The 20,906-nt window shown below is 64.9% G+C and carries 15 protein-coding genes; 12 read left to right on the top strand and 3 right to left on the bottom strand.

Annotation, left to right across the window (positions count from 1 at the left end; genetic code table 11):
• Window positions 1-184: 184 nt before the first annotated feature.
• Window positions 185-2,719 carry a response regulator gene (locus tag DOL89_RS18020; protein WP_119680762.1) on the top strand — a complete coding sequence of 845 codons (2,535 nt, stop codon included), beginning with the start codon at window positions 185-187 and terminating at the stop codon, window positions 2,717-2,719.
• Between the two features lie 97 nt (window positions 2,720-2,816).
• Here DOL89_RS18020 and DOL89_RS25020 read toward each other — a convergent pair whose 3' ends face one another.
• Window positions 2,817-3,011, bottom strand: a complete 195-nt coding sequence (locus DOL89_RS25020; RefSeq protein ID WP_162937652.1) for a hypothetical protein — start codon at window positions 3,009-3,011, stop codon at window positions 2,817-2,819.
• A 72-nt stretch (window positions 3,012-3,083) separates the two neighbouring features.
• The gene (locus DOL89_RS18015) at window positions 3,084-4,112 is read right to left on the bottom strand and encodes a TniQ family protein (RefSeq protein ID WP_119680761.1); all 1,029 of its coding nucleotides are present in this window, start codon (window positions 4,110-4,112) and stop codon (window positions 3,084-3,086) included.
• A gap of 747 nt (window positions 4,113-4,859) precedes the next feature.
• On the opposite strand from DOL89_RS18015, the gene DOL89_RS18010 reads away from it, so the two are divergent.
• The 10 genes from DOL89_RS18010 (at window position 4,860) to DOL89_RS17965 (ending at window position 18,265) form a co-directional block, all read left to right on the top strand.
• Entirely contained in the window at window positions 4,860-7,046 is a 2,187-nt protein-coding gene (locus tag DOL89_RS18010; protein ID WP_119680760.1) for a TonB-dependent receptor domain-containing protein, read from the top strand.
• 150 nt (window positions 7,047-7,196) lie between these two features.
• Window positions 7,197-7,841, top strand: coding sequence for a PepSY-associated TM helix domain-containing protein (locus tag DOL89_RS18005; RefSeq protein ID WP_205574733.1), 645 nt, complete (start codon window positions 7,197-7,199; stop codon window positions 7,839-7,841).
• 21 nt (window positions 7,842-7,862) lie between these two features.
• Window positions 7,863-8,375 (top strand): DUF2271 domain-containing protein, encoded by a 513-nt coding sequence (locus DOL89_RS18000; RefSeq protein WP_119680759.1) that lies wholly within the window; start codon window positions 7,863-7,865, stop codon window positions 8,373-8,375.
• A gap of 22 nt (window positions 8,376-8,397) precedes the next feature.
• Window positions 8,398-9,210: a DUF4198 domain-containing protein gene (locus DOL89_RS17995; protein WP_119680758.1), complete on the top strand. Its 813-nt coding sequence runs from the start codon at window positions 8,398-8,400 to the stop codon at window positions 9,208-9,210.
• 49 nt (window positions 9,211-9,259) lie between these two features.
• Window positions 9,260-10,276: an FAD:protein FMN transferase gene (locus DOL89_RS17990; protein WP_119680757.1), complete on the top strand. Its 1,017-nt coding sequence runs from the start codon at window positions 9,260-9,262 to the stop codon at window positions 10,274-10,276.
• Window positions 10,276-11,904, top strand: coding sequence for a sulfite reductase subunit alpha (locus DOL89_RS17985; protein ID WP_205574722.1), 1,629 nt, complete (start codon window positions 10,276-10,278; stop codon window positions 11,902-11,904). The genes DOL89_RS17990 and DOL89_RS17985 overlap by 1 nt, the downstream gene beginning before the upstream one ends.
• Window positions 11,905-12,186: 282 nt before the next feature.
• A complete protein-coding gene (locus DOL89_RS17980; RefSeq protein ID WP_119680756.1) occupies window positions 12,187-13,521 on the top strand; it encodes a dicarboxylate/amino acid:cation symporter in 1,335 nt (444 codons plus the stop codon).
• A gap of 113 nt (window positions 13,522-13,634) precedes the next feature.
• Complete coding sequence (locus DOL89_RS17975; RefSeq protein WP_119680755.1) at window positions 13,635-15,488, top strand: ATP-binding protein; 1,854 nt, start codon at window positions 13,635-13,637, stop codon at window positions 15,486-15,488.
• The gene (locus tag DOL89_RS17970) at window positions 15,478-16,839 is read left to right on the top strand and encodes a sigma-54-dependent transcriptional regulator (RefSeq protein ID WP_119680754.1); all 1,362 of its coding nucleotides are present in this window, start codon (window positions 15,478-15,480) and stop codon (window positions 16,837-16,839) included. Before DOL89_RS17975 ends, DOL89_RS17970 begins: the two co-directional genes overlap by 11 nt.
• A gap of 112 nt (window positions 16,840-16,951) precedes the next feature.
• Window positions 16,952-18,265, top strand: coding sequence for an MFS transporter (locus tag DOL89_RS17965; RefSeq protein WP_119680753.1), 1,314 nt, complete (start codon window positions 16,952-16,954; stop codon window positions 18,263-18,265).
• Window positions 18,266-18,271: 6 nt separating this feature from the next.
• Here the strand turns inward: DOL89_RS17965 and DOL89_RS17960 are convergent, their stop codons facing one another.
• On the bottom strand, window positions 18,272-19,579 hold the full coding sequence (locus tag DOL89_RS17960) for a DUF4910 domain-containing protein (protein WP_119680752.1): 1,308 nt from the start codon (window positions 19,577-19,579) through the stop codon (window positions 18,272-18,274).
• A gap of 221 nt (window positions 19,580-19,800) precedes the next feature.
• Between DOL89_RS17960 and DOL89_RS17955 the strand changes: the two genes are divergently transcribed.
• Window positions 19,801-20,886 carry an NAD-dependent epimerase/dehydratase family protein gene (locus DOL89_RS17955; protein WP_119680751.1) on the top strand — a complete coding sequence of 362 codons (1,086 nt, stop codon included), beginning with the start codon at window positions 19,801-19,803 and terminating at the stop codon, window positions 20,884-20,886.
• Window positions 20,887-20,906: the final 20 nt, after the last annotated feature.

Here is a 20,906-nt window from a genome sequence, read left to right as displayed (position 1 = left end):
TCCAGGCTGGCCCATGGGAAGGATCTCTACTGTTCTCGAGTTCGCTCAAACTCCATACTTGGAGGCGTGCATTTTATCCGGAGGACAGGAAAGATTTGGCCATACTATCTGCTTCCGTCTTCTGACTCGTGCATCGCGCCGGAACCTCGGTTAGCTTCGTCCGCAAGCGACTTAGCGAGCCCGTATGACCGAAGCCCCCCGTCTCTCTCGGCCCCTTCGCGCCTTGATCGTTGCCGGTGTGCTGATTCCGCTCGGCTTGTTTTCCCTTTTTGCCTGGGAACAATGGTATGTCGCCTGGGAGGATGCAGAAGAACGGGCCGACCGGCAGGCCCGCACAATGGCCGACCACCTCCGCGCCGTTTTCCAGTTGCATGAAGGCATCGTCACAACCATCGCGGACCGGCTCTCCGCCGGAAGCCCGGACCCCTTACCGATCAGTGCGCTACATGACGTTCTTGCGGACTACTCGACCGACAGCACAGCCCTGACAGCGATCAGCGTGATTGGGCCGAACGGGCGCCCGATCGCCAATAGCGTCAGTCCAGTTCCGCCGGATGACAACTACGCGGATCGTGAGTTCTTCCAATCCCTGAGCAAGGGCGCCGAACAGGTCATCGGCCCCGCTATTGTCGGCCGCTTGACCGGCAAGGCCGCATTCCCAGTAGCTCATCGCATCTCCGGGCCGGGCGAGGAGTTCACAGGCGCCGTGGTCAGCGGCATCCCGCTTGAACCCATTGCCGCCTTCTTTGGCAAGCTCAGCCACGGACCAGGCGAGTCCGTGACCGTCGCACGCGCCGATGGCACGGTTCTCCTCCGCATACCGGCGATCACGACCAACGTCGAGGTCATGAGCCAGGGAAGTGGCTTCATGCAGACGATTGCCGTCAACCCGGGTGGCGGCAGGTACGAGACAGTATCTGAACTCGATAGGGTTGAGCGTCTGCACATGGTCCGGCCGGTGCAGGGACACGGCATCTATGCCAGCTTCGGCATCCGCACCGACACGATCATAAGGGATTGGCTCAGATCGATAGTGCCAATGGCCGCTGTGGCTGTGCTCGGCTCTCTTGCGCTGGCCATCATGGCCGTGGCTGCCCTGCATCGGGCCAGAGGCGAGGCCGCGGCGTTCTCCCGCTGGCGAGGAGAGGTCGAGCGCCGCATGCAAGCGGAAGCAGCGCTTGCCCAGTCTCAGCGGCTGGAGGCCGTCGGCATGCTGACCGGCGGTGTTGCACATGATGTCAATAACCATCTTCAAGTCATCGGGGCCAACCTGCAACTGCTCACGGTCGATGCGCATCTGTCGGCCGAATCCGTACAGCGGATACAGGCCGCACAGGAGGGGGTAGAGCGCGCGGCTTCACTGACATCCAAGCTTCTGACCTTTGCGCGCCAGCAGCCGCTTGAACCCAAATCTGTCCATCTCGGCCGGGTGGCCCAGAACATTCTCGACATGCTGCGCCAGACAATCGGCGGCGGCATCGAACTTGAAACACGCGTCGACAGTGACCTCTGGAACGCCATGGTGGACCCGGTCCAGGTGGAGAACGCAATTCTGAACCTGGCGGTGAACGCGCGTGATGCCCTGCAGGGGCAGGGGAAGGTCACTATCGAAATCGCCAATACCATGCTGGACGGCACCGACACGTCCAATCAGCGGGGAGCTTCAGGCGAGTTCGTGATGCTGAAAGTCAGCGACAATGGCCCGGGAATGTCGCCCGACGTACTCGCCCATGCTTTCGAGCCCTTCTTCACCACGAAGCCGGTCGGCGAGGGCACGGGCCTTGGCCTCGCCACGGTGCACGGCTTCGCCAAGCAGTCGGGCGGCCATGTGGAAATCAGGAGCGAACTCGGGCGCGGCACCGCCGTCACGATTTATCTGCCCCGCTCCCCGGCTCTAGAGGAGGAGATTGTACGGCCAACTGGAAATGCCAGCGGCGGGACGGAAGCCATCCTGGTCGTCGAGGATGAGGAGGCTGTCCGCCAGGCTGTGGCGGCAATGGTCGGATCGCTTGGATACCATGTAAGCACGGCGTCGAACGCGGACGAAGCCCTGAGCCTGCTTGAAGCTGGAGTGCCCGCCGACCTCATCTTTACGGACGTGATCATGCCGGGCTCGATCTCGACGCCGGAGTTCGCGCGCCGTGCCGTTGCGCTCCGACCGGAGGTCCGCGTGCTCTATACGTCTGGCTATACGGCGAACATTATCAGACAGGACGGGCGCCTCTATTCCGGAACGGTGCTCCTCAGCAAGCCCTACACGCGGGATACATTGGCACGGAAGCTTCGCGACGTTCTGGATGGACCGACATCCGGCGCATCCCGATTGTCAGAGCGGATGTCGAGCGGGGAGGTCGCGAGCCGGGCGTGCACGCCCTCCGAAGCCGAGGGACTGTGCGTGTTGCTTGTCGAAGATGAGCCGATGGTTGCCGAGGCGACAGCGACAACTATCCGCTCGATGGGGCATATGGTCGTGCAAGCCGCCTCGGCCGAGGAAGCGCTCACGCTCCTTGCGCATTGGGATGTAGATGTGCTGCTCACCGACTTAGATCTGCCGGGTCATATGGACGGCAGAGGCTTATCTGTGGAAGCCCGCCGCCGGAAGCAGGACATCAAGGTGATCTTCGCCACCGGTCATCGTGGAGACGCACTGGACGGAATCGTGCTCCGTAAGCCGTATTCCGCTAGTTCGCTCCGGGACGCACTTGCTGCAACGTTATAGCCTCCTCGCGCGGTACCAAGTCAAAACGGGGCGAAGATGCCCCGCCGCAATGGCCGTTCCTTACACAATGTCGGAAAGGGAGCGGATCTGACATCTGTCAGACCGAATTTGCTCGGCTACAGCCACGCCCGGAACCGACGATCGAGGTCCGGCCATTTCTTATCAAGAATCTTGAAGCCCACAGTGCCCAGTTGACGTTTTCTATCCAGCTGACCTGCCGAATAATTTCTTCCAGCGTGAAGCCGAACCGCTTTACCGCCCTGGCAGGGCTGTCGTTGAGGAACTTTCGCATGCTCCCTTTCTTACGGGTCTGCGAAACAGAGGAAACGGTGTGTAGCGCCGCACTTCAATCCGCACCCGAATGTTACCGCCTTCCGGACTCGGCCAACCCTGAACACTTGGCCTGATAGAAAGCAGCCCTCCTAGGCCGGGTGGGTTTCTCGGAATGCAGTTCGATGGCCCGGATCATCTTGCATCGCATGTCATGCCTGCGGCGGAGATATGCGCCTTCCTCAATCCAATCATCCGCGATGTTGCGCCTGTATCGTACCGGGCGTCCTCCACGTCTCATCACGTCAAATTGCCCATAGGTCGGATCGCTCCGTAATGTCGGCAGCAAGACCCTATCGATGAAACGCCAATACTGACCCCATTCCGTCACTGCTGCCCCGCTTCTCTCAAGGGCTTCGATCAGCGTGAATCCATGGGCGGCGTGACGGATCTCGCAGGGCTGCCCATATGATGCTACGGAGAGTTTTCCTTGCTTCAGTTTCTCAGCAGTTGGCCTAAAGAAGTTGGCGACCAGGGCTGTCCGCTTCTCCAATTCCGGTTCTGCAGAAAGTGCCTTTTCAAATGCACCTTGGGCACTCACGACGAAAGGCATCGCCTTGGGCGTCTGGTGAGCACTGAGAGGAACCCCGCAGGCGCACATCGGCGAAATCTTCTCCGGATCGACTCTGACGCCGCAGGCTGGACATTTGGAAAGCAGCAAACGCCCATGTTGTGAACAGCAGGTCGTTACAGACATCCGCCAAACGGCCCGAAACCATGGATCTGGTTCCGACAGACAAGCAGGACACCATTGCATCCAGGACTTATCTTTATGAATCGGACTAAAAGCGCCAGCCAGAAGGTAGTGCCATGAAGGCAAAATGGAATATTTGAGGATCGCTGCCTGTCCGCCTACTGCCTGGATTATACGATCAACCAAGTCCTCATCCCAGGTGTCCAGAAGCGGGAGATGGCCCCAAGGCTCAATTCCCAAGTACGCCCTTAGGTTTTTGGATGGGACACCGAGTGCTGCTTTCAGCCGCGCCAGATATCCGGAGATGGCCTCTCCGGGATGCGGTCGCGGGCGAACCGGCAGTAGCGGTATGTCCAGGGAAGAGGCCATTTGGATACGGAATGCTCGTTTCAGGTTGCTGGAGGAGCAGAGAACCTATAGCGAGCGAGCACCGAATCAGCAGGCTGAAATCTATTCAGCCATGCCAGAAATCTGGTTAGGGAAGAACGTACAGGGGAGCCGCTTCAGCCGTTCAGCACTATGCGTGCTGCACGTCTCAATACGCCCAAGTGCAGTCGCATGCCGAACGAGATGGCGCACTTCGACGCCGCGCAGAGAGGGCGGATATCAGGGGCAGCAGTTAGAAATGCACGCCGATGGTGCACTTTTCCAGCGCAAGATCTTGGCAATGCAAGACCGGTGATCCTGACCACGTTTGGGAGCAGTCCCTCCAGCAGATCAAAAGGCCCGAATGCGTGATCCTCGCCGCCTCGGTCCGCGCGAGTCACTGAAATAGTGAACCTACTGCGCGTGAGTCACTGAAACTCCGAACCACCGTCGCCGATTCTGGAATCATGCGACTCTATGCTGCGTCGCCAGGGGCCGAATGAGCACTTGGAAGGCGTAAATAAGCGGAATGGGTCTCCGAAATTCTGAAGCTGGCTCTCCGAAATATGAATGGAGTCGCAGAAATTGTGATGGTTGGCAGGTTGGCACCAGGATGCCACTCCGAATGTCCATGCGTCGGAGCCCGCGCAATTGCATCGGGTCAATGCGAATAATTTGCAGTTGCGTGCCGCCTCCTCCTTGCCTATGAGAATGCAAGCCATTCGCAAAATTGCACAGAAGGGGTAAGACATGCGGCGGGGGAAGATCGGGGGGTTGCTGTCGGGCACTGCGCTGTTCGTACTGGCGTTGACAGGAGCGCAGGCCGCCTGGGGGCAGGAGACTACCGCCGCTGCCAACCGGAATCAGGCCCGACTCAAGGGCCAGCAGGATATCGAGGAAATCGTCGTTACTGCCTCCGGTTTCCAGCAGAACATTGTCGAAGCCCCGGCCAGCATCACCGTGGTGCCGCGTATCGAGCTTGAGCAGCAGCGCACCAACAGTCTGGCGGAAGCGCTTTCCACCGTTCAGGGCATCGATGTCGGCGGCGAAGTCGGCAAGACCGGCGGCGTGAATATCAGCATCCGCGGCATGCCCAGCGATTATACCCTGATCCTGGTGGACGGCCGCCGGCAGAACCCGGCCGGCAATGTCACGCCGAATGGTTTCGGCGAAACCGCATCCAGCTTCATTCCCCCCGTCTCCGCCATTGAGCGGATCGAGGTGGTGCGTGGGCCGATGTCCACCCTTTATGGTTCCGATGCCATGGGCGGCGTCGTGAACATCATTACCCGTACGCCGCGTGATCGCTGGGGCGGCGACGTCTCCATCGACGGCACCTTCCAGGAAGACACCGATTTCGGCAATTCCTACAGCGCATCCGCCTATCTTGATGGGCCGCTGGTGCAGGATCGGCTGGCCCTGGCCGTGCGCGGCCGGGTCCTCAAGCGCGAGAAGTCCGAACTGGTCTTCACCGATGCGAATGGCGAGCAGTTGGAAGTGGACCCCCGCGGACCCAGCCCGGTGGAAGCCGACATCTGGTCCGCCGGTGGCCGGCTGACCTTCATGCCCAACGAGAATCACCGTTTCTGGCTGGACGCCGACATTGCCCGGCAGACCTACGACAACTCGGAAGGACAGCTCGGCACGCTGGGCGTTCGCGGCTATGGGCCGGAACTGGAGTTCAACCGCGACCAGTTCGTCCTGGCCCATACCTGGAATCTTCTGGGCGGCGTGCTGGACTCCGACATCACCCTGAACCAGACCGAAACGGTTGGCCGAGTCATCCCTTCCGACGTGCCGGGTACCGACCGTGAAGCCGGCGACCCGCGTGAGCTGGAAGCCACCAACACCATCTTCAACACGAAGTATTTCCGCACCATCGGCTCCCACACGCTGACCGTCGGCGGCCAGTACTGGGACGCGGAGATGGTGGACGGGGTGGCGCCTGAGAAGTTCACCCACGAACAGTGGGCCCTCTATGCCGAGGATGAGTGGCGGCTACTCGACCCGCTCGCCCTGACGGTGGGCGTGCGCTATGACGATCACAATGTGTTCGGCGGCCATGTCAGCCCGCGCGCCTATCTGGTCTGGAATGCGACCGATGCCTTCACCGTGAAGGGCGGTGTCAGCCGCGGCTTCAAGACTCCCCGCCTGGACCAGATCGCGGAAGGCATCGTCGGCTTCACCGGCCAGGGCACCATCCCGCTGCTGGGCAGCCCGAACCTGCAGCCTGAGACCAGCACCAGCTACGAGACTGGCGTCTACTTCGACAATGGCGGTCCGTTCACCGCCAACGCGACGGTGTTCTACAACGAGTTCGACGACAAGATCACGACGGGCGCTCCCATCGTGAATTGCAGCTTCGGCCTGACGCCAGAGGAGTACGGCACAGTCTCCGGCCCGCCGGGCTGCCTGGATGCCGGCTACTGGCCGAATGTCGCGACCTTCAGCCAGAGCGTGAATGTGGACAAGGCAGAGACCAGGGGCTTCGAGGCGGCCGCGCGTCTGGCTGTGACCAGTGCGGTCTCCGTCTCCGCCAACTACACCTACACGGACAGCGAGCAGAAGAGCGGTCCCAATGAAGGGCTGCCGCTCGTCGCGACGCCGAAGCACGCCGTCAACGCCCGGATCGACTGGGATGTGGCCGATGCGGTGAATCTCTGGCTGCGTGGCGAATATCGGAGCGAGCGTTACCGCGGCGCCGGGGAGGAGCAGGACCAGCTCGGCAACTTCAAGGCCTACAGCCTCTTCCATCTCGGCGGCGCTTACCGCGTGACCGAGAACATCACGATCAACGCCACGATCTACAACCTGTTCGACAAGAACTTTGTGGATTACATTCCCTATACGTCGGGCAACGCTGTCGCCTACGCCAACGAGTACGCCATCAACCAGGAGCCGCGGCGGCTCTGGGTCTCTGTGAATGCCACCTTCTGATTGTCTTGGGAGCCCGGATGTCCGGGCTCCTTGGACAGCAATGTGTTGCGACTGATTATCAGTCCAGGCTATCACTCAGGACCTTGGGCGCGCGGAACCATGTAGATGGGACGTGCGCCCGTCCCCCAGGAGTTCTGGAACCCCGTCCGGATGCGCGAAGCAGAGCACAGCAGGGATATTCTTCGCCAGGGCCGCCGGGCCTTCTGGCTGAAGCATCTCCATCAATGGCATTGGATCAGTTCCGCCATCTGCCTGCTGGGCATGATCCTGTTCGCCGCCACCGGCATCACCCTGAATCATGCTGGCGCGATCGAGGCGAAGCCTGTCGTGACCGAGCGGCAGGCAACCCTGCCGGAGGAACTCCGGGCTCTGTTGGCGGCACAGGTGGAATCCGGGGAGGGCGCCCTGCCCGGCCCTGTCGCCGACTGGCTCGAGCGCGAGTTGCAGGTCAGCGTGCAAGGGCGGGAACCGGAATGGTCGGCGGGAGAGGTATATGTGGCCCTGCCCCGGCCGGGCGGCGACGCCTGGATCAGCCTGGAAACAGAGGGCGGCGAGGTGATCCATGAGCAGACCAGCCGCGGCTGGATTTCATACCTGAACGATCTGCACAAGGGCCGCAACACCGGCTCGGCCTGGAGCTGGTTCATCGACATTTTCGCCGGCGCGTGCCTGGTATTCTGCATCACCGGGCTTTTCCTGCTGCAGTTCCACGCCGGCAACCGGCCGGCGACCTGGCCCCTGGTCGGGCTGGGGCTGGTGGTGCCGCTGCTGATCGCCATCCTGTCCATCCACTGAAGAGCCACCGAAGAGACGCCGATGCGAGCACTGCTTACACTCACCCTGACCGGCCTCGCGGCGACGCCGGCCCTGGCCGCGGACATGGCCGTCACCATCGAGATCCCGCGCCTGCAGGTGGCCGAGTATCACCGCCCCTATGTCGGCGTCTGGGTCGAGGGACCGGACCAGAGCGTCGCCGCCAATCTGGCCGTCCTCTACGACGTGAAGAAGGCGGATCGGGAAGGCGAGAAGTGGCTGAAGGACATGCGGCAGTGGTGGCGGCGCGTGGGCCGTGACCTGACCCTGCCGGCTGACGGGATCAGCGGCCCCACCAAGGCCCCCGGCGAACACCGGCTGGAATATACCGTCGGCAAGGATCCGCTGGGCGAGCTTGCCCCCGGCGAGTACACGCTGGTGGTTGAGGCGGCCCGAGAGGTTGGCGGGCGCGAACTGATGCGCATCCCCTTCACCTGGCCGGCCAAGGCCCCCGCCACACTGACGGCCGAGGGCTCCGAAGAGCTTGGCCGCATTGCCCTTGATCTCACCCCCTGAAGCCCGAAGGAGCGGATTCGCCATGATTTCACGCAACTGGGCGGCTCTTGCCGTCGCTGCCGCCATCTGCATTCCCTTCCAGGCACAGGCGCACCGGACCTGGATGCTGCCCTCCGCCACGGTGCTGTCGGGAGAGGACCCCTGGGTCACGGTGGATGCGGCCGTGTCCAACGACCTGTTCTATTTCGAGCATGTGCCGCTGCGCATCGACGGGCTGAGCATCACCGCGCCCGACGGGTCGGCTGCCAAGGCGGAGAATGCCAGCACCGGCAAGTACCGCACCACCTTCGACCTCCACCTCACCCAGCCCGGCACCTACAAGCTGGCCATGCCTGGAAAGATGGTGGTCGGGACCTATGAGCTGAACGGGGAGCGGAAGCGCTGGCGCGGGCCCGCCGAGGCCGCAGCCAAGGAGATTCCGGCCGATGCCAAGAACGTGGTGCTGACCGAGATGCACCGGCGGCTGGAGACGTTCGTCACGGCCGGCAAGCCCACCACCGACGCGCTGAAGATCACCGGCCAGGGTCTGGAGCTGGAGCCGATCACCCATCCGAACGACCTGTTCGAGGGCGAGCCCGCAAAGTTCCGCCTGCTGCTGGACGGGAAGCCAGCCGCGGGCACCGAGGTCGAGGTGGTTCCGGGCGGTGTCCGTTACCGCAGCAAGCCGGACGACACGAAAGTCACCAGCGATCAGGACGGCGTCATCACGGTGACCTGGCCGACGCCCGGCATGTACTGGATCAGCGCCGAGGTGGAGGACGACAAGACCACCGTGAAGGGTGCGGCCAAGCGCATGGCGGTCTATACCGCAACGCTGGAAGTGCTGCCCCAGTGACCGCCCAGGCCCCGGCCTGTGTCGAGCCGACCCGTTTTAAGGATTTAAGATGCGGGACGCACGGCGCGTCATCATTCCCCTGAACCTCGCACCCGCCGGGCTGGAACGGCCGGCCCCGGGTGCGACGGTACAGATGGTGGGCGGCCGGACCATGGGAACCAGCTGGTCGGTCCGCGCCGTCATGCCGGCCGGCACTTCATTGGAGAGCCACAGGCCCGGAATCGAAGGCGAGCTGGATCTTGTGATCCGGCAGATGAGCACCTGGGAACCCGGATCGGCCCTCAGCCGCTTCAATCAGGCTCCGGCAGGAAGCTGGCGCCCGCTGCCGCGGGAACTGATGCAGGTCCTGGACTGCGGGATGGGTCTGGCCGCGGAAACCAAAGGCGCGTTCGACCCGGCTGCCGGGGCGCTGGTCAATCTCTGGGGCTTCGGACCTGAGCCCGCCCGGCAGCTTCCGCCGACGGAACCGGCCATCACTGAGGCAGTGGCGGTAAGCAGCTGGCAGCGGGTCCGGCTGGACCCGGCCGGTTGCCGCGCATTGCAGCCCGGCGGCGTCTATCTTGACCTGTCCGGCATCGCCAAGGGACATGCCGTCGACCGCGTCGCGGCCTGTCTGGAGGCTGACGGCATCGCCAGCTACCTGGTGGAGATCGGGGGGGAGCTGCGTGGACGCGGCGTCAAGCCCGATATGACCCCCTGGTGGGTGGGGCTGGAGGCGCAGGTCCCGACCGTGGGCGACAGCGCACCGGTCCTGATCGCCCTGCACGGCCTGTCCGTCGCCAGCTCCGGCGATCATCAGCGCGTTTTCGAGGCGGCGGGCCGGCGTTATTCCCATACCATCGACCCACGGACCGGCTATCCGGTGGACGAAAAGCTGTCGTCCGTTACGGTCCTGGATGAAAGCTGCATGCGGGCGGATGCCCTGGCCACGGCCATTCTGGTGCTGGGTGAGGAAGCCGGTCAGGCCTATGCCGCCGCCCGCGGCATTCCCAGCCTGTTCGGATTTCGCGGTCTGCCGGCCAGCCAGTGGCCGATGAGCCCGGCTCTGGCGGCGATGGTGGAGTGATGGGCGCATCCTCCGCCATCAGGGGTTCGGAACTGACCGCCCTGCTTGCCGCCCTGGCCGGCAGTGCGGCGGCCTGGATCGCCCTGGACAGCCCCCTGCTGGATCATGGTGCGCGGCAGGCTGTAGCCGCCGCTTCCGTCCTGCTGGGCTATGGTGGTTTCACCGCTTCCATCCTGCGCGGCCATCGGCTCCGGTCTTCGGCCCACGCGGCGCCCCCGCCAGAGTTGGCAGGCGAAGGAACGCTGGTAATCCATGCCAGCCAGACGGGATTTGCGGAGCAACTGGCGGAGCGAACCGCAGACATGCTTGCGGCTGGCGGTGGTCCGGTGCGGCTGCTCCCCCTCTCCGCCATGACCGTTCCGGTTCTGGAGGAGGCCCGGCAGGTCTTGTTCCTGGTCAGTACAACCGGCGAGGGCGACGCCCCCGACAGCGCCGCCGGCTTCCTGCGCCGGAGTGCCGGGGCCGAGCCCGACCTGACCGGGCTCCGCTACGGGCTGCTTGCCCTGGGCGACCGCAGCTATGCGCAGTTCTGCGCTTTCGGGCATCGTCTGGACGGTTGGCTGCGCCGCCAGGGGGCGACGCCGCTGTTCGATCTGGTCGAGGTCGATAACGGCGACCCTGGCGCCATCCGGCACTGGCAGCACCATCTGGGCCAGCTCTCCGGCAATGCGGAGTTGGCCGACTGGGCGCCCGCCCGGTACGAGCCATGGACGCTGGCGGAGCGGACGCACCTCAATCCCGGCAGCCCCGGCGCGCCGGTCGTCCTCATCCGCCTGACGCCTCAAGCCGGCAGTCCCACTTGGCAGGCTGGCGACATCGCCGAGATCGGTCCGCGCCATCCGGCGGAGGAGATCGCCGCCGCCCTGGACCGGCTGGAGCTGGACGGGGCCGCCACGGTCGAGGCGGACGGGTGGAGCGGTTCCCTGGCGGAGCGGCTGGCCGTCTGCCATCTGCCGGATACGCCGGACGAATGGACAGAGTGGCAGGGTCTGGGACCGCAACAGATCGCGGACAGGGCCACGCCCCTTCCCCACCGTGAATATTCCATCGCCTCCATTCCCGCCGATGGCAGGCTGGAACTGGTAGTGCGGCAGGCGCGGCGTGCCGACGGCAGGCTGGGGCTCGGCTCCGGCTGGTTGACCGCCCATGCGCCCCTGGGCGGCACCGTCGACCTCCGCCTGCGGGAGAACCGGTCCTTCCACGCGCCGGAGGGCGACCGCCCCATGATCCTGATCGGCAACGGCACCGGGATCGCCGGGCTGCGGGCGCATCTGAAAGCCCGTGCCGTCCAGGGCCGTCGGCGCAACTGGCTGCTGTTCGGGGAGCGGACGGCAGCCCACGACTTCCACTTCAAGGCGGAGATCCGGGGTTGGCACGCGGCCGGCCACCTGGGGCGACTGGACCTGGCCTTCTCCCGCGATCAGGCTGAGCGTGTCTATGTCCAGCACAGGCTGGCTGCCGCTGCGGACGATGTGGCGCGATGGGTGGATGAGGGCGCTGTGATCCTGGTCTGCGGCAGCCTGGGTGGGATGGCGGCCGAGGTCTCCGCCACGCTGGCCTCCATCCTGGGGCAGGATCGGCTGGAGGAGATGGCGGACGCCGGTCTCTACCGGCGCGACGTCTACTGACCGGACGGCCCCACGGTTGGCTGTGCGGAAATCCAGCCCCCCATCCTTTATGTCGTGCGGATTTCCAGACAGGCCCCAATGCCGCGGATTTCCGTCTCTTACACAAATGTTAACAGCTGAAAGGATTTAGCAGATTCCAGTCCTTCCGCTCGCCCTTTGGCACGCCCTGTGCAGTCGAAGCGTCCCGGTCCCGCACAGGGACGCCGGGAAAGCCGCCGCCCGGGACCGCATCTCCGAATGCGGGACAAGCCAGAGCGGTTCGGAACAGGAGGATACCCCGAGATGAACGGCGCAACCGTTAATGCCGGGCCGTCGGCCAAGCGGAAGGGCGGGCTTTTCAGCCATCTTTATGTCCAGGTGCTGATCGCCATCGCCATTGGCGTCCTGCTGGGACATTTCTATCCCAGCCTGGGCGAGTCCATGAAGCCCCTGGGCGACGCCTTCATCAAGGCGATCAAGATGCTGATCGCCCCTATCATCTTCTTCACCGTGGTGCATGGCATCGCCAGCATGGGCGACATGCGCAAGGTCGGCCGGGTCGGCGTCAAGGCGCTGATCTACTTCGAGATACTGACGACCGTCGCCCTGGCTCTGGGGCTGATCGTCGTCAATCTGTGGCAACCAGGGTCCGGCATGAACGTGGATGTCGCCCACCTGGATACCAAGTCCATCGAGACCTACGTCTCCAAGGCAGGCGAGCAGAGCACGCTCGACTTCCTGCTGCACATCATTCCCTCTACCGTGGTGGGCGCCTTCGCCGAGGGTGAAATCCTCCAGGTCTTGTTCATCTCCATCCTTTTCGCCTTCGGCCTGCATGCCCTTGGTGAGCGCGGAAAGCCGGTGCTGAATCTGATCGAGCAGACCAGCCAGGTGTTCTTCGGCATTGTCGGCATCGTCATGAAGGCCGCCCCCATCGGCGCCTTCGGCGCTATGGCCTTCACCATCGGCAAGTACGGCGTCGGCACGCTGGTGTCGCTGGGCGAGTTGATGGCCTGCTTCTATGTGACCTGCCTGCTGTTCATCTTCGGCGTACTGGGAGCGGTTGCGCGGGCCACCGGCTTCAGCATCGTTAGCTTCATCCGCTACATCAAGGAGGAGCTGCTGATCGTGCTCGGCACCTCCTCCTCCGAATCCGTGCTTCCGCGCATGATCCGCAAGATGGAAAAGCTGGGCTGCGAGGAGTCCGTGGTCGGGCTGGTGATCCCCACCGGTTATTCCTTCAACCTCGACGGCACCTGCATCTATCTGACCATGGCGGCCGTCTTCCTGGCGCAGGCCACTAATACGGATCTGACCCTGGCGCAGGAGCTGGGCCTTCTGGCGGTGCTCCTGCTGACCTCGAAGGGCGCGGCCGGCGTGACCGGCAGCGGGTTCATCGTGCTGGCGGCCACCCTGGCCTCGGTTGGCAGTATTCCCGTCGCCAGCATCGCCCTGATCCTGGGCGTCGACCGCTTCATGTCGGAAGCCCGTGCGCTGACCAACCTGATCGGCAACGGCGTCGCCACCATCGTCGTCGCCAAGTGGGAGGGTGCCTTGGACACCCGCCAGATGCAGGCCGCGCTGGAGGGTAGGACGGAGAAGCCCGCCCCCATCCTCGCCGGGCAACCCGCGGAGTAACGCACCGGGCCCTTCCGACTGGAGGGGCCCCTTTCCTCCCGCATCCCCGGCCCCTTGCCCCCGGCCGGATCGCCACCCATGCTGGGAGTGGATACCGGCGGAACAGAAGCACCATGCCAGCGGCGAAGCGACATTTTCTGCAACGGTTCGGCGTCGCGCTGCTGGCGATCCTGGCCGCGGCCCTGGCTGTCTGGCTTGCCGGCGCGGGGGCCGCAAAGGTCGCCGTGTCGCGGCTGGAGGCACAGGCCGGCCCCCGCCTCGACCTCTATGCGCTGGGCCTGGAGAGCGAGCTTGGAAAGTATGATCCGGTGCCGGCCGTTCTGGGCCAGGACCCGCGGCTGCTGGCCCTGCTCGCCGACCCGGCCGATGCAGACCTCCGGGATGCAGCCAACCAATTCCTGGAGCAGGCCAATGCTTTCCTCGGCACTTCCGCCGTGTATGTCGTGGATGTGACCGGGACAACCCTGGCGGCCAGCAATTGGCGGGAACCACTGAGCTTCGTGGGCCGCAATTTCTCCTATCGCCCCTACGTGCGCGATGCTCTCGCGTCGGATATCGGGCGCTTCTATGGCATCGGCACCACCAGCCGGGCACCTGGTTACTATGTCGCCCGCGCCATCCGCCGGGGCGATGCCGTCATCGGCGGGGCGGTGGTCAAGGTCAGCCTGGACAGGCTGGAACGCACCTGGGCCACGACCTCCGAGAAGGTGCTGGTCAAGGATGCCAACGGGGTGGTGATCCTGGCATCCGAACCGGCCTGGAAGTTCAAGACCCTGACGGATCTTCCGCCGGAAACCCTCGACCGTCTGCGCAAGACCCGCCACTATGATCAGGTCCGCCTGGAGCCTCTGGACTGGCAGGTCCGGGAGGTGAATGGCGCCCGGATCGTCAGCGCCGAAAGCCGCCGCTACCTGGCCCTGAGCCATACGCTTGACGACGCCGGCTGGGAGGTCACGGTGCTGCACGATCTGAGGCCGGTGGCGGAAGCGAAGTGGGCCGGAGCGCTGTCGGCGGCCGCCCTGTCCGGCATCCTGGCCCTGCTGCCCCTCTATGTCCGCCAGCGCCGCCGCACCCGGTCGGCGGAGCGGCGGGCACGGAATGCACTGGCCCGCGCCAATTCGGACCTGGAGCGCAAGGTGGGGGAGCGGACGTCCGCCTTGACGCAGGCGAATGCAGAGCTGCGCACGGAAATCGCCGAACGGCAACGGGCGGAACAGGAGTTGCGCCGTGCCCAGGAAGGGCTGGTTCAGGCCGCGAAACTGGCCGCCCTCGGCCAGCTTTCCGCAGGTGTGGCGCATGAGATAAACCAGCCGCTGGCCGCCCTGCGCACCCTGTCCGACAATGCGGCGGTCTTCCTGGAACGTCGGCAGGACCGTCAGGTCGCCGGGAACCTCGCCATGATCGCGCGCCTGACGGAGCGTATCGCCAGCATCACCGGGCAGCTCCGCAACTTCGCCCGCAAGTCGGGTAATGAGAGTTCTGCCGTGTCGCTCCGCGCCAGCATCGACGCCGTTCTCACCTTGTTGCGGGAGCGGCTGCGGCGGGAAGGCGTGGAGGTGGCTGTCGATCTGCGTCCGCCCGGTCTCGCCGTCTGGTGCGACGCGACACGGTTGGAGCAGATTCTGGTGAACCTGCTGGCCAACGCCATCGACGCCACGCAGGGGTCTGCGGACCGGCATCTCCAGGTCACCGGACGCATGGTCGATGGCCGGGTCCGGATTGAGGTGGCGGACACCGGGCTGGGCCTGCCGCCGGACGTCATGGCCCGCCTGTTCGAACCGTTCTTCACCACCAAGGCTTCCGGCGCGGGGCTGGGTCTCGGATTGGCAATCTCTGCCGGAATCGCCCAGGATTTCGGCGGCGCGCTGACCGCTGCGAACCGACCGGAAGGCGGGGCCGTGTTCACCCTGGAACTGCCCACGGTGGACGCGCCCGTGACAGAGATGGAGGCCACCAATGACCGCTGAAGCGGATGTGCTCCTGGTGGAGGATGACGAAGCAGTCCGCCTCGGCGTCGGACAGGCGTTGGAACTGGCCGGGATCGATCACGCCGCGGCTGGGTCCGCGGAAGAGGCGCTCGGCAGTCTGCGTGGCCAGGGCCCAGCCGTCATGATCACCGATGTGCGGCTTCCGGGGCAGGACGGACTTGCCCTCATGAAGGCCGCCCTGGCGCTGGACCCGGCCCTGCCCGTCGTCCTGATCACCGGGCATGGCGATGTCGGCATGGCGGTGGCCGCTATGCGGTCCGGGGCCTACGATTTCATCGAGAAGCCCTTCGCCTCCGAGCGGCTTGTGGCCACAGTTCAGCGGGCGCTCGAAAAAAGGCGGCTGAGTCGTGAGGTCGCCACCCTGCGCAAGGAAATCCGGGATCGCGATGGGATCGACGCCGTAATGCTGGGCCAGTCGCCCGCCATGGAATCGGTGAAGCGGATCCTGGCCCAGGTGGCGGACACATCTGCCGACGTGCTGGTGCTGGGGGAGACGGGCACCGGCAAAGAGGTGGTGGCCCGTTGCCTGCACCAGTTCTCCGCCCGCCGGTCCAAGCCTTTCGTCGCCATCAACTGCGCCGCCCTGCCGGAAACCGTGTTCGAGAGCGAAGTCTTCGGGCATGAGAGCGGCGCCTTCACCGGGGCCGTGAAGCCTCGGATCGGCAAGCTGGAGCATGCCAGCGGCGGCACCCTGTTCCTGGATGAGGTGGAGTCCATGCCGCTGCACCTGCAGGCCAAGCTGCTACGGGCCTTGCAGGAGCGCAGCCTGGAGCGGCTGGGGTCCAACCGGTTAGTGCCGGTGGACCTGCGGGTCGTGGCCGCCACGAAGGAGGATCTCGGCGAATTGGTGCGCCAGGGCCGGTTCCGGGAGGATTTCTACTACCGGCTCAACGTCGTGCTGGTGCAGCTTCCGCCCCTACGCGACCGGCGAGAGGATATCCCGCTTCTGTTCGAGCATTTCCTGGTCCAGGCCGCGGCCCGGCACGGGCGGCCCCTGCCCGTACTCTCCTCGGAGCAGCGGGGCCGGCTTCAGGCCTATGGCTGGCCCGGCAATGTGCGTGAGCTGAAGAACTTTGCCGAGCGCTTCGTGCTCGGCGTTCCCGGCGGCGGGCCCGATCTCAACGACGGGGCCGCCATATCGCCGCCGTCCGCTCCGGATGATGCAAGCCTCGCCGATCAGGTGGAGGGCTTTGAGCGCTCCCTGATCATTGCCCAGCTCCGCGCCCAGAAGGGCAACGTCCCCGCAGCGGCGGAGGCGCTGAGCCTTCCGAAGAAAACGCTTTATGACAAGCTGAGCCGCCTCGGCATTCAGCCGGGCAATTTCCGGTAGGCGCGTTCCCTCTGGCGAAGGATAAAAGCTGTTCCGCTGCTGCACGCGGCAGGTCCGAAAGCCGCCGCCAGCGTGTTGAACCGGGGCAGGTACGGCAGAAACGGATCACAGTATGGCTCCGGTTCCCATTGAGCAGGCCCTTGCCGCGGCAGGCACCGGCCCTTTCCAGAGGCGGCTGCTCGGCATCTTCGGCCTGGTCTGGGCCGCGGAGGCGATGCAGGTGCTTTCGGTCGGATTCACGGCCCCCGGCATCGCCGCCAGCTTCGGCCTGACAATCCCGCAGGCCTTGCAGACGGGAACGGCCTTCTTCCTTGGCATGCTGGTCGGCGCATCGCTGTTCGGGCGGCTGGCGGACCGGTTCGGACGCCGCACGGTGCTGATCGCGACCGTGCTGATGGACGCGCTTTTCGGCCTGCTCTCCGCCTTTGCGCCAAACTTCGCCGTGCTGCTGGTGCTGCGCGGGTTGACCGGCTTGGCGGTGGGGGGCACCCTGCCGGTCGATTACGCCATGATGGCTGAATTCCTGCCAGCGCAACGGCGGGGACGTTGGCTTGTGGCGCTGGAGGGCTTCTGGGCCGTAGGCACCGTTGCGGTAGCAGTCGCCGCCTGGGCGGTCGCCCGCGCCGGGGTGGAGGATGGCTGGCGGTATCTGTTCGCCCTCATCGCTGCACCGGCCCTTATAGGTTTTGTTCTGCGTCTCTGGGTTCCGGAGTCGCCGCAGTTCCTGTTGCGATCGGGCCGGCCGGAGATGGCGGGCGCGGTGCTGGACAAGATCGCGCGGACGAACCGGCGGCTTCTGCCGCCCGTGACCCTGACGGCGCCGCCGGTCGTAAAAGTCCCGGCCTCCGCCATCCTGTCCGGCAGCCTCCGCCGTCGCAGCCTGTTGATCCTCACGGTCTGGCTTCTGGTCTCGGCCGCTTATTACGGCGTCTTCGTCTGGCTGCCCAGTCGGCTGGCGCTGGAGGGGCACGGATTCCTGCGGGGCTACGGCTTCCTGGTGCTTGTGGCGCTGGCCCAGGTGCCGGGATATGTGCTGGCCGCGATCGGGGTGGAGCGTTGGGGCCGCCGACCGACCCTGATCGGCTTCCTGATCGCCAGCGCCGCCGGTTGCCTGCTCTATGTCGTCAGCACATCGCCGATCCCAATCGCAGGCGCGACCCTGGTGATGAGCTTCGCCCTGCTGGGAACCTGGGGCGCGCTTTACGCCTTCACGCCGGAGCTTTACCCCACATCGCTGCGGGCCACGGGCATGGGCGCGGCCGGGGCGATGGCTCGGCTTGGCGGACTGCTTGCGCCTTCCGCCATAGGGTTGGTCGTTGCATTCAGCTTCACGGCGGCCATCGGGCTGTTCGCCATGCTGCTCCTGCTGGCAGCACTGGCCGCCCAGGCCATCGATGTGGAAACCCGCGACGTTCCGCTGGGATAATGTGGATCACTCCGCCTCCACGATCAGCTCCGCGTCCCGTGCCAACTCCGCGGCGGCATTCAGTTCCGTGAAGGACAGGCCGGTGTGTTCGGCCATGTCCAGCAGGGAGCGGGTGCCGTCGGCGAGGTTGAGGAGCCAGAGCAACGCTTCCTGGCCAGTCGCATGCTTTTCAGCACTGATCCGGCGGAACAGGCCCCGGCGACCAAGCTGGGGTTCCCCGCGGCCGTCCACGCGGCGGTAAACCAGGTTCGCTTCCAGCAGGTCCATAACCGCGGCCAGCACCTCATAGCTCTGCTGCAGGGCTTCGGGACGGACGAGGTCCGGATTGTCGGCGGAGGTATGATATTCGGGAAATTCCCCGTTAGGCGTGCGCATGAAGCAGCCCACCGGCAGGTCGAAGCCGGGTGAGCAATATTGCCGCTCGTCATACCCCATGGGCCTGAATGGCCGGACAGCGATGCCCAGACCGCGATCGCGGCACACCTGGACCACCGCCCGATCAATCTCCGTGTCGCCCCGCCGGCTCCGTTTGTAATGGAAGGTGCCAGGGTCGCCGACGCAGCTCAGCACCAGCCCATGGCGGATGCGGTCCAGGGTCGCTTCATTGCGGGCGAGCCAGCTAATGGCCCCGATAGTCGCCGGAACAAAGACGAACCGGTAGCTGAGTCTATTCGGGCGGGCGAGCACCCGGCGGGCCAGCCATGTCGCCACCACGATGCCGGAGAGATTGTCGTTGGCCAAGCTGGGATGGCAGCAATGGGCGTGGATCAGCACCTCTTCACGGCTGCGGCCGGGCACCAGCAGGTCGCCATAGGTCAGGCTGCCGGGCGCTACCGTGCTGTCCACCACGACCCGGTAGGCCGGGTCCGTCATGGATTGCCACTGCGCATGGCTGAGGCAGAAGCCCCAACTGTCTGCAAAGAAGCCGGTGTGGTAGGGTACGAGGTCCGGCTGGTCCGGAAGCGTGTGAACGTGCCTGGCCAGTTCCTCACGCGTCAGCACGGCGTCCACGGGACGGCTGTAGCCGACCACATGCAGATTGCAGACATCGAAATCCACCAGACGCCGCCCGTCCAGCTTTTCGATCCACGCGCCGCGTATGGTCCATTCGTCCGGCACCGTCCAGTCGAGAACGGGTGTTCCGGACGGCACCTCGTGCACGTTCAGCGGGATGCGTCGGCCGATGCGCCGGATCGTCTCCCGCAGGCCGGGGCCGGTGATGCTGCGGCAGAGCGGGAACAGTTCCCGCACTATGTTGTGCATGGCCGCCCCCTCGGCAAAGCTATCGGAGGCCGGGATGGAAACTTCGGACATCTGTTCCAATCCATGGTTTGAAGCCGCGAACCGCAACAGCCCTGCCCCGCAGGGGTCAACTGGGCAACTGGCGTAATCCCTGCCCTGGAGCGCTCCAAGGTGGCGGGATTAATCCGACTGCCTGTCCTGCGGATCGCATCAAGCCAGAAGCAACGGCGTTATACAGCACCCGTCGGGCGGCTTCCGCCCGGCGCTGTTCGGCGTGGCTGAAGGAAAGAATGATGAAGGTCCTTGTCACCGGTGCGGAAGGCTATATCGGGTCGGTGCTTACACCCTTTCTGATGGACCGCGGCTATTCGGTCACGGGCCTGGATACCGGCTACTATACGGCAGGCCTGCTCTATCACGTGTCCAAGTCCCGCCCACCCCTGCTGGTCCGCGACATCCGTGATGTGGATGCGGAGGATCTGCGCGGTTTCGACGCCGTGGTGCATCTGGCGGAACTGTCGAACGACGCGCTGGGGGAACACGACCGTAAAACCACCATGGATGTGAACTGGCGCGGGTCCTGCTCGATTGCCGATGCCGCTCGCAAGGCCGGGGTCCGCCGCTTCGTCTATGCCTCCTCATGCAGCGTCTACGGTGTCGGCGCCGACGACATCAAGGATGAGACCTCCGCCCCCGATCCCCGCACCGCTTATGCCGAATGCAAGGTCCTGTGCGAGCAACATCTGACGTCCATCACCGACCCCGCCAACTTCGTCACCACCTGCCTGCGCAACGCCACCGCTTTCGGCGCATCCCCGCGGATGCGGTTCGATATTGTGCTGAACAATCTGGCCGGCCTGGCCCGGACGACGGGCCGCATCGCCATGTCCAGCGACGGCACGCCCTGGCGGCCGCTGGTGCATATACTGGACATTTGCCAGGCCATCGAGCTGACCCTGGCGGCCCCCGCCGACCGGGTAGCAGGGCAGATCTTCAATGTCGGCGCGGATGATCAGACCTACCGTGTGCGTGATATCGCCAACATCGTGGGCGAGGTGTTCACCGGATGCGAGGTCACCTTCGGCGACCCCAGCCCGGACAACCGAAGCTATCAGGTCAGCTTTGCCAAAATCCGGGAGCATCTGCCGGAGTTCCGCTGCGACTGGTCGGCGCAGGCCGGCGCGCGGCAGCTTCACAGGCTGTTCCAGGCAATCGACCTGTCCGCGGCGGATTTCAGCCGCCCGCCCTATACGCGGCTGAAGGAGCTGCGCCGGCTGCTGGACCTGGGCCGTCTGGACGGGCGGTTCCGTTGGACCAGCCTGGATATCGACAGCCCGATGGCGGAACCCGCGGCGATGCAGGCGGCATCCGCCGGCTGAGCTTGGGCCGGACGCGCGGA

Origin of the sequence: Indioceanicola profundi (genome assembly GCF_003568845.1) — a bacterium.
In the GTDB taxonomy this organism is placed as follows: domain Bacteria; phylum Pseudomonadota; class Alphaproteobacteria; order Azospirillales; family Azospirillaceae; genus Indioceanicola; species Indioceanicola profundi.
This window is presented reverse-complemented; position numbering and strand designations above follow the sequence as displayed.

Bases quoted from the DNA above. Each gene is read 5' to 3' on its own strand.
- DOL89_RS18020 (WP_119680762.1), top strand. From the start codon at position 185: ATGACCGAAGCCCCCCGTCTCTCTCGGCCCCTTCGCGCCTTGATCGTT.
- DOL89_RS25020 (WP_162937652.1), bottom strand. From the start codon at position 3,011: ATGCGAAAGTTCCTCAACGACAGCCCTGCCAGGGCGGTAAAGCGGTTC.
- DOL89_RS18015 (WP_119680761.1), bottom strand. From the start codon at position 4,112: ATGGCCTCTTCCCTGGACATACCGCTACTGCCGGTTCGCCCGCGACCG.
- DOL89_RS18010 (WP_119680760.1), top strand. From the start codon at position 4,860: ATGCGGCGGGGGAAGATCGGGGGGTTGCTGTCGGGCACTGCGCTGTTC.
- DOL89_RS18005 (WP_205574733.1), top strand. From the start codon at position 7,197: ATGCGCGAAGCAGAGCACAGCAGGGATATTCTTCGCCAGGGCCGCCGG.
- DOL89_RS18000 (WP_119680759.1), top strand. From the start codon at position 7,863: ATGCGAGCACTGCTTACACTCACCCTGACCGGCCTCGCGGCGACGCCG.
- DOL89_RS17995 (WP_119680758.1), top strand. From the start codon at position 8,398: ATGATTTCACGCAACTGGGCGGCTCTTGCCGTCGCTGCCGCCATCTGC.
- DOL89_RS17990 (WP_119680757.1), top strand. From the start codon at position 9,260: ATGCGGGACGCACGGCGCGTCATCATTCCCCTGAACCTCGCACCCGCC.
- DOL89_RS17985 (WP_205574722.1), top strand. From the start codon at position 10,276: ATGGGCGCATCCTCCGCCATCAGGGGTTCGGAACTGACCGCCCTGCTT.
- DOL89_RS17980 (WP_119680756.1), top strand. From the start codon at position 12,187: ATGAACGGCGCAACCGTTAATGCCGGGCCGTCGGCCAAGCGGAAGGGC.
- DOL89_RS17975 (WP_119680755.1), top strand. From the start codon at position 13,635: ATGCCAGCGGCGAAGCGACATTTTCTGCAACGGTTCGGCGTCGCGCTG.
- DOL89_RS17970 (WP_119680754.1), top strand. From the start codon at position 15,478: ATGACCGCTGAAGCGGATGTGCTCCTGGTGGAGGATGACGAAGCAGTC.
- DOL89_RS17965 (WP_119680753.1), top strand. From the start codon at position 16,952: ATGGCTCCGGTTCCCATTGAGCAGGCCCTTGCCGCGGCAGGCACCGGC.
- DOL89_RS17960 (WP_119680752.1), bottom strand. From the start codon at position 19,579: ATGTCCGAAGTTTCCATCCCGGCCTCCGATAGCTTTGCCGAGGGGGCG.
- DOL89_RS17955 (WP_119680751.1), top strand. From the start codon at position 19,801: ATGAAGGTCCTTGTCACCGGTGCGGAAGGCTATATCGGGTCGGTGCTT.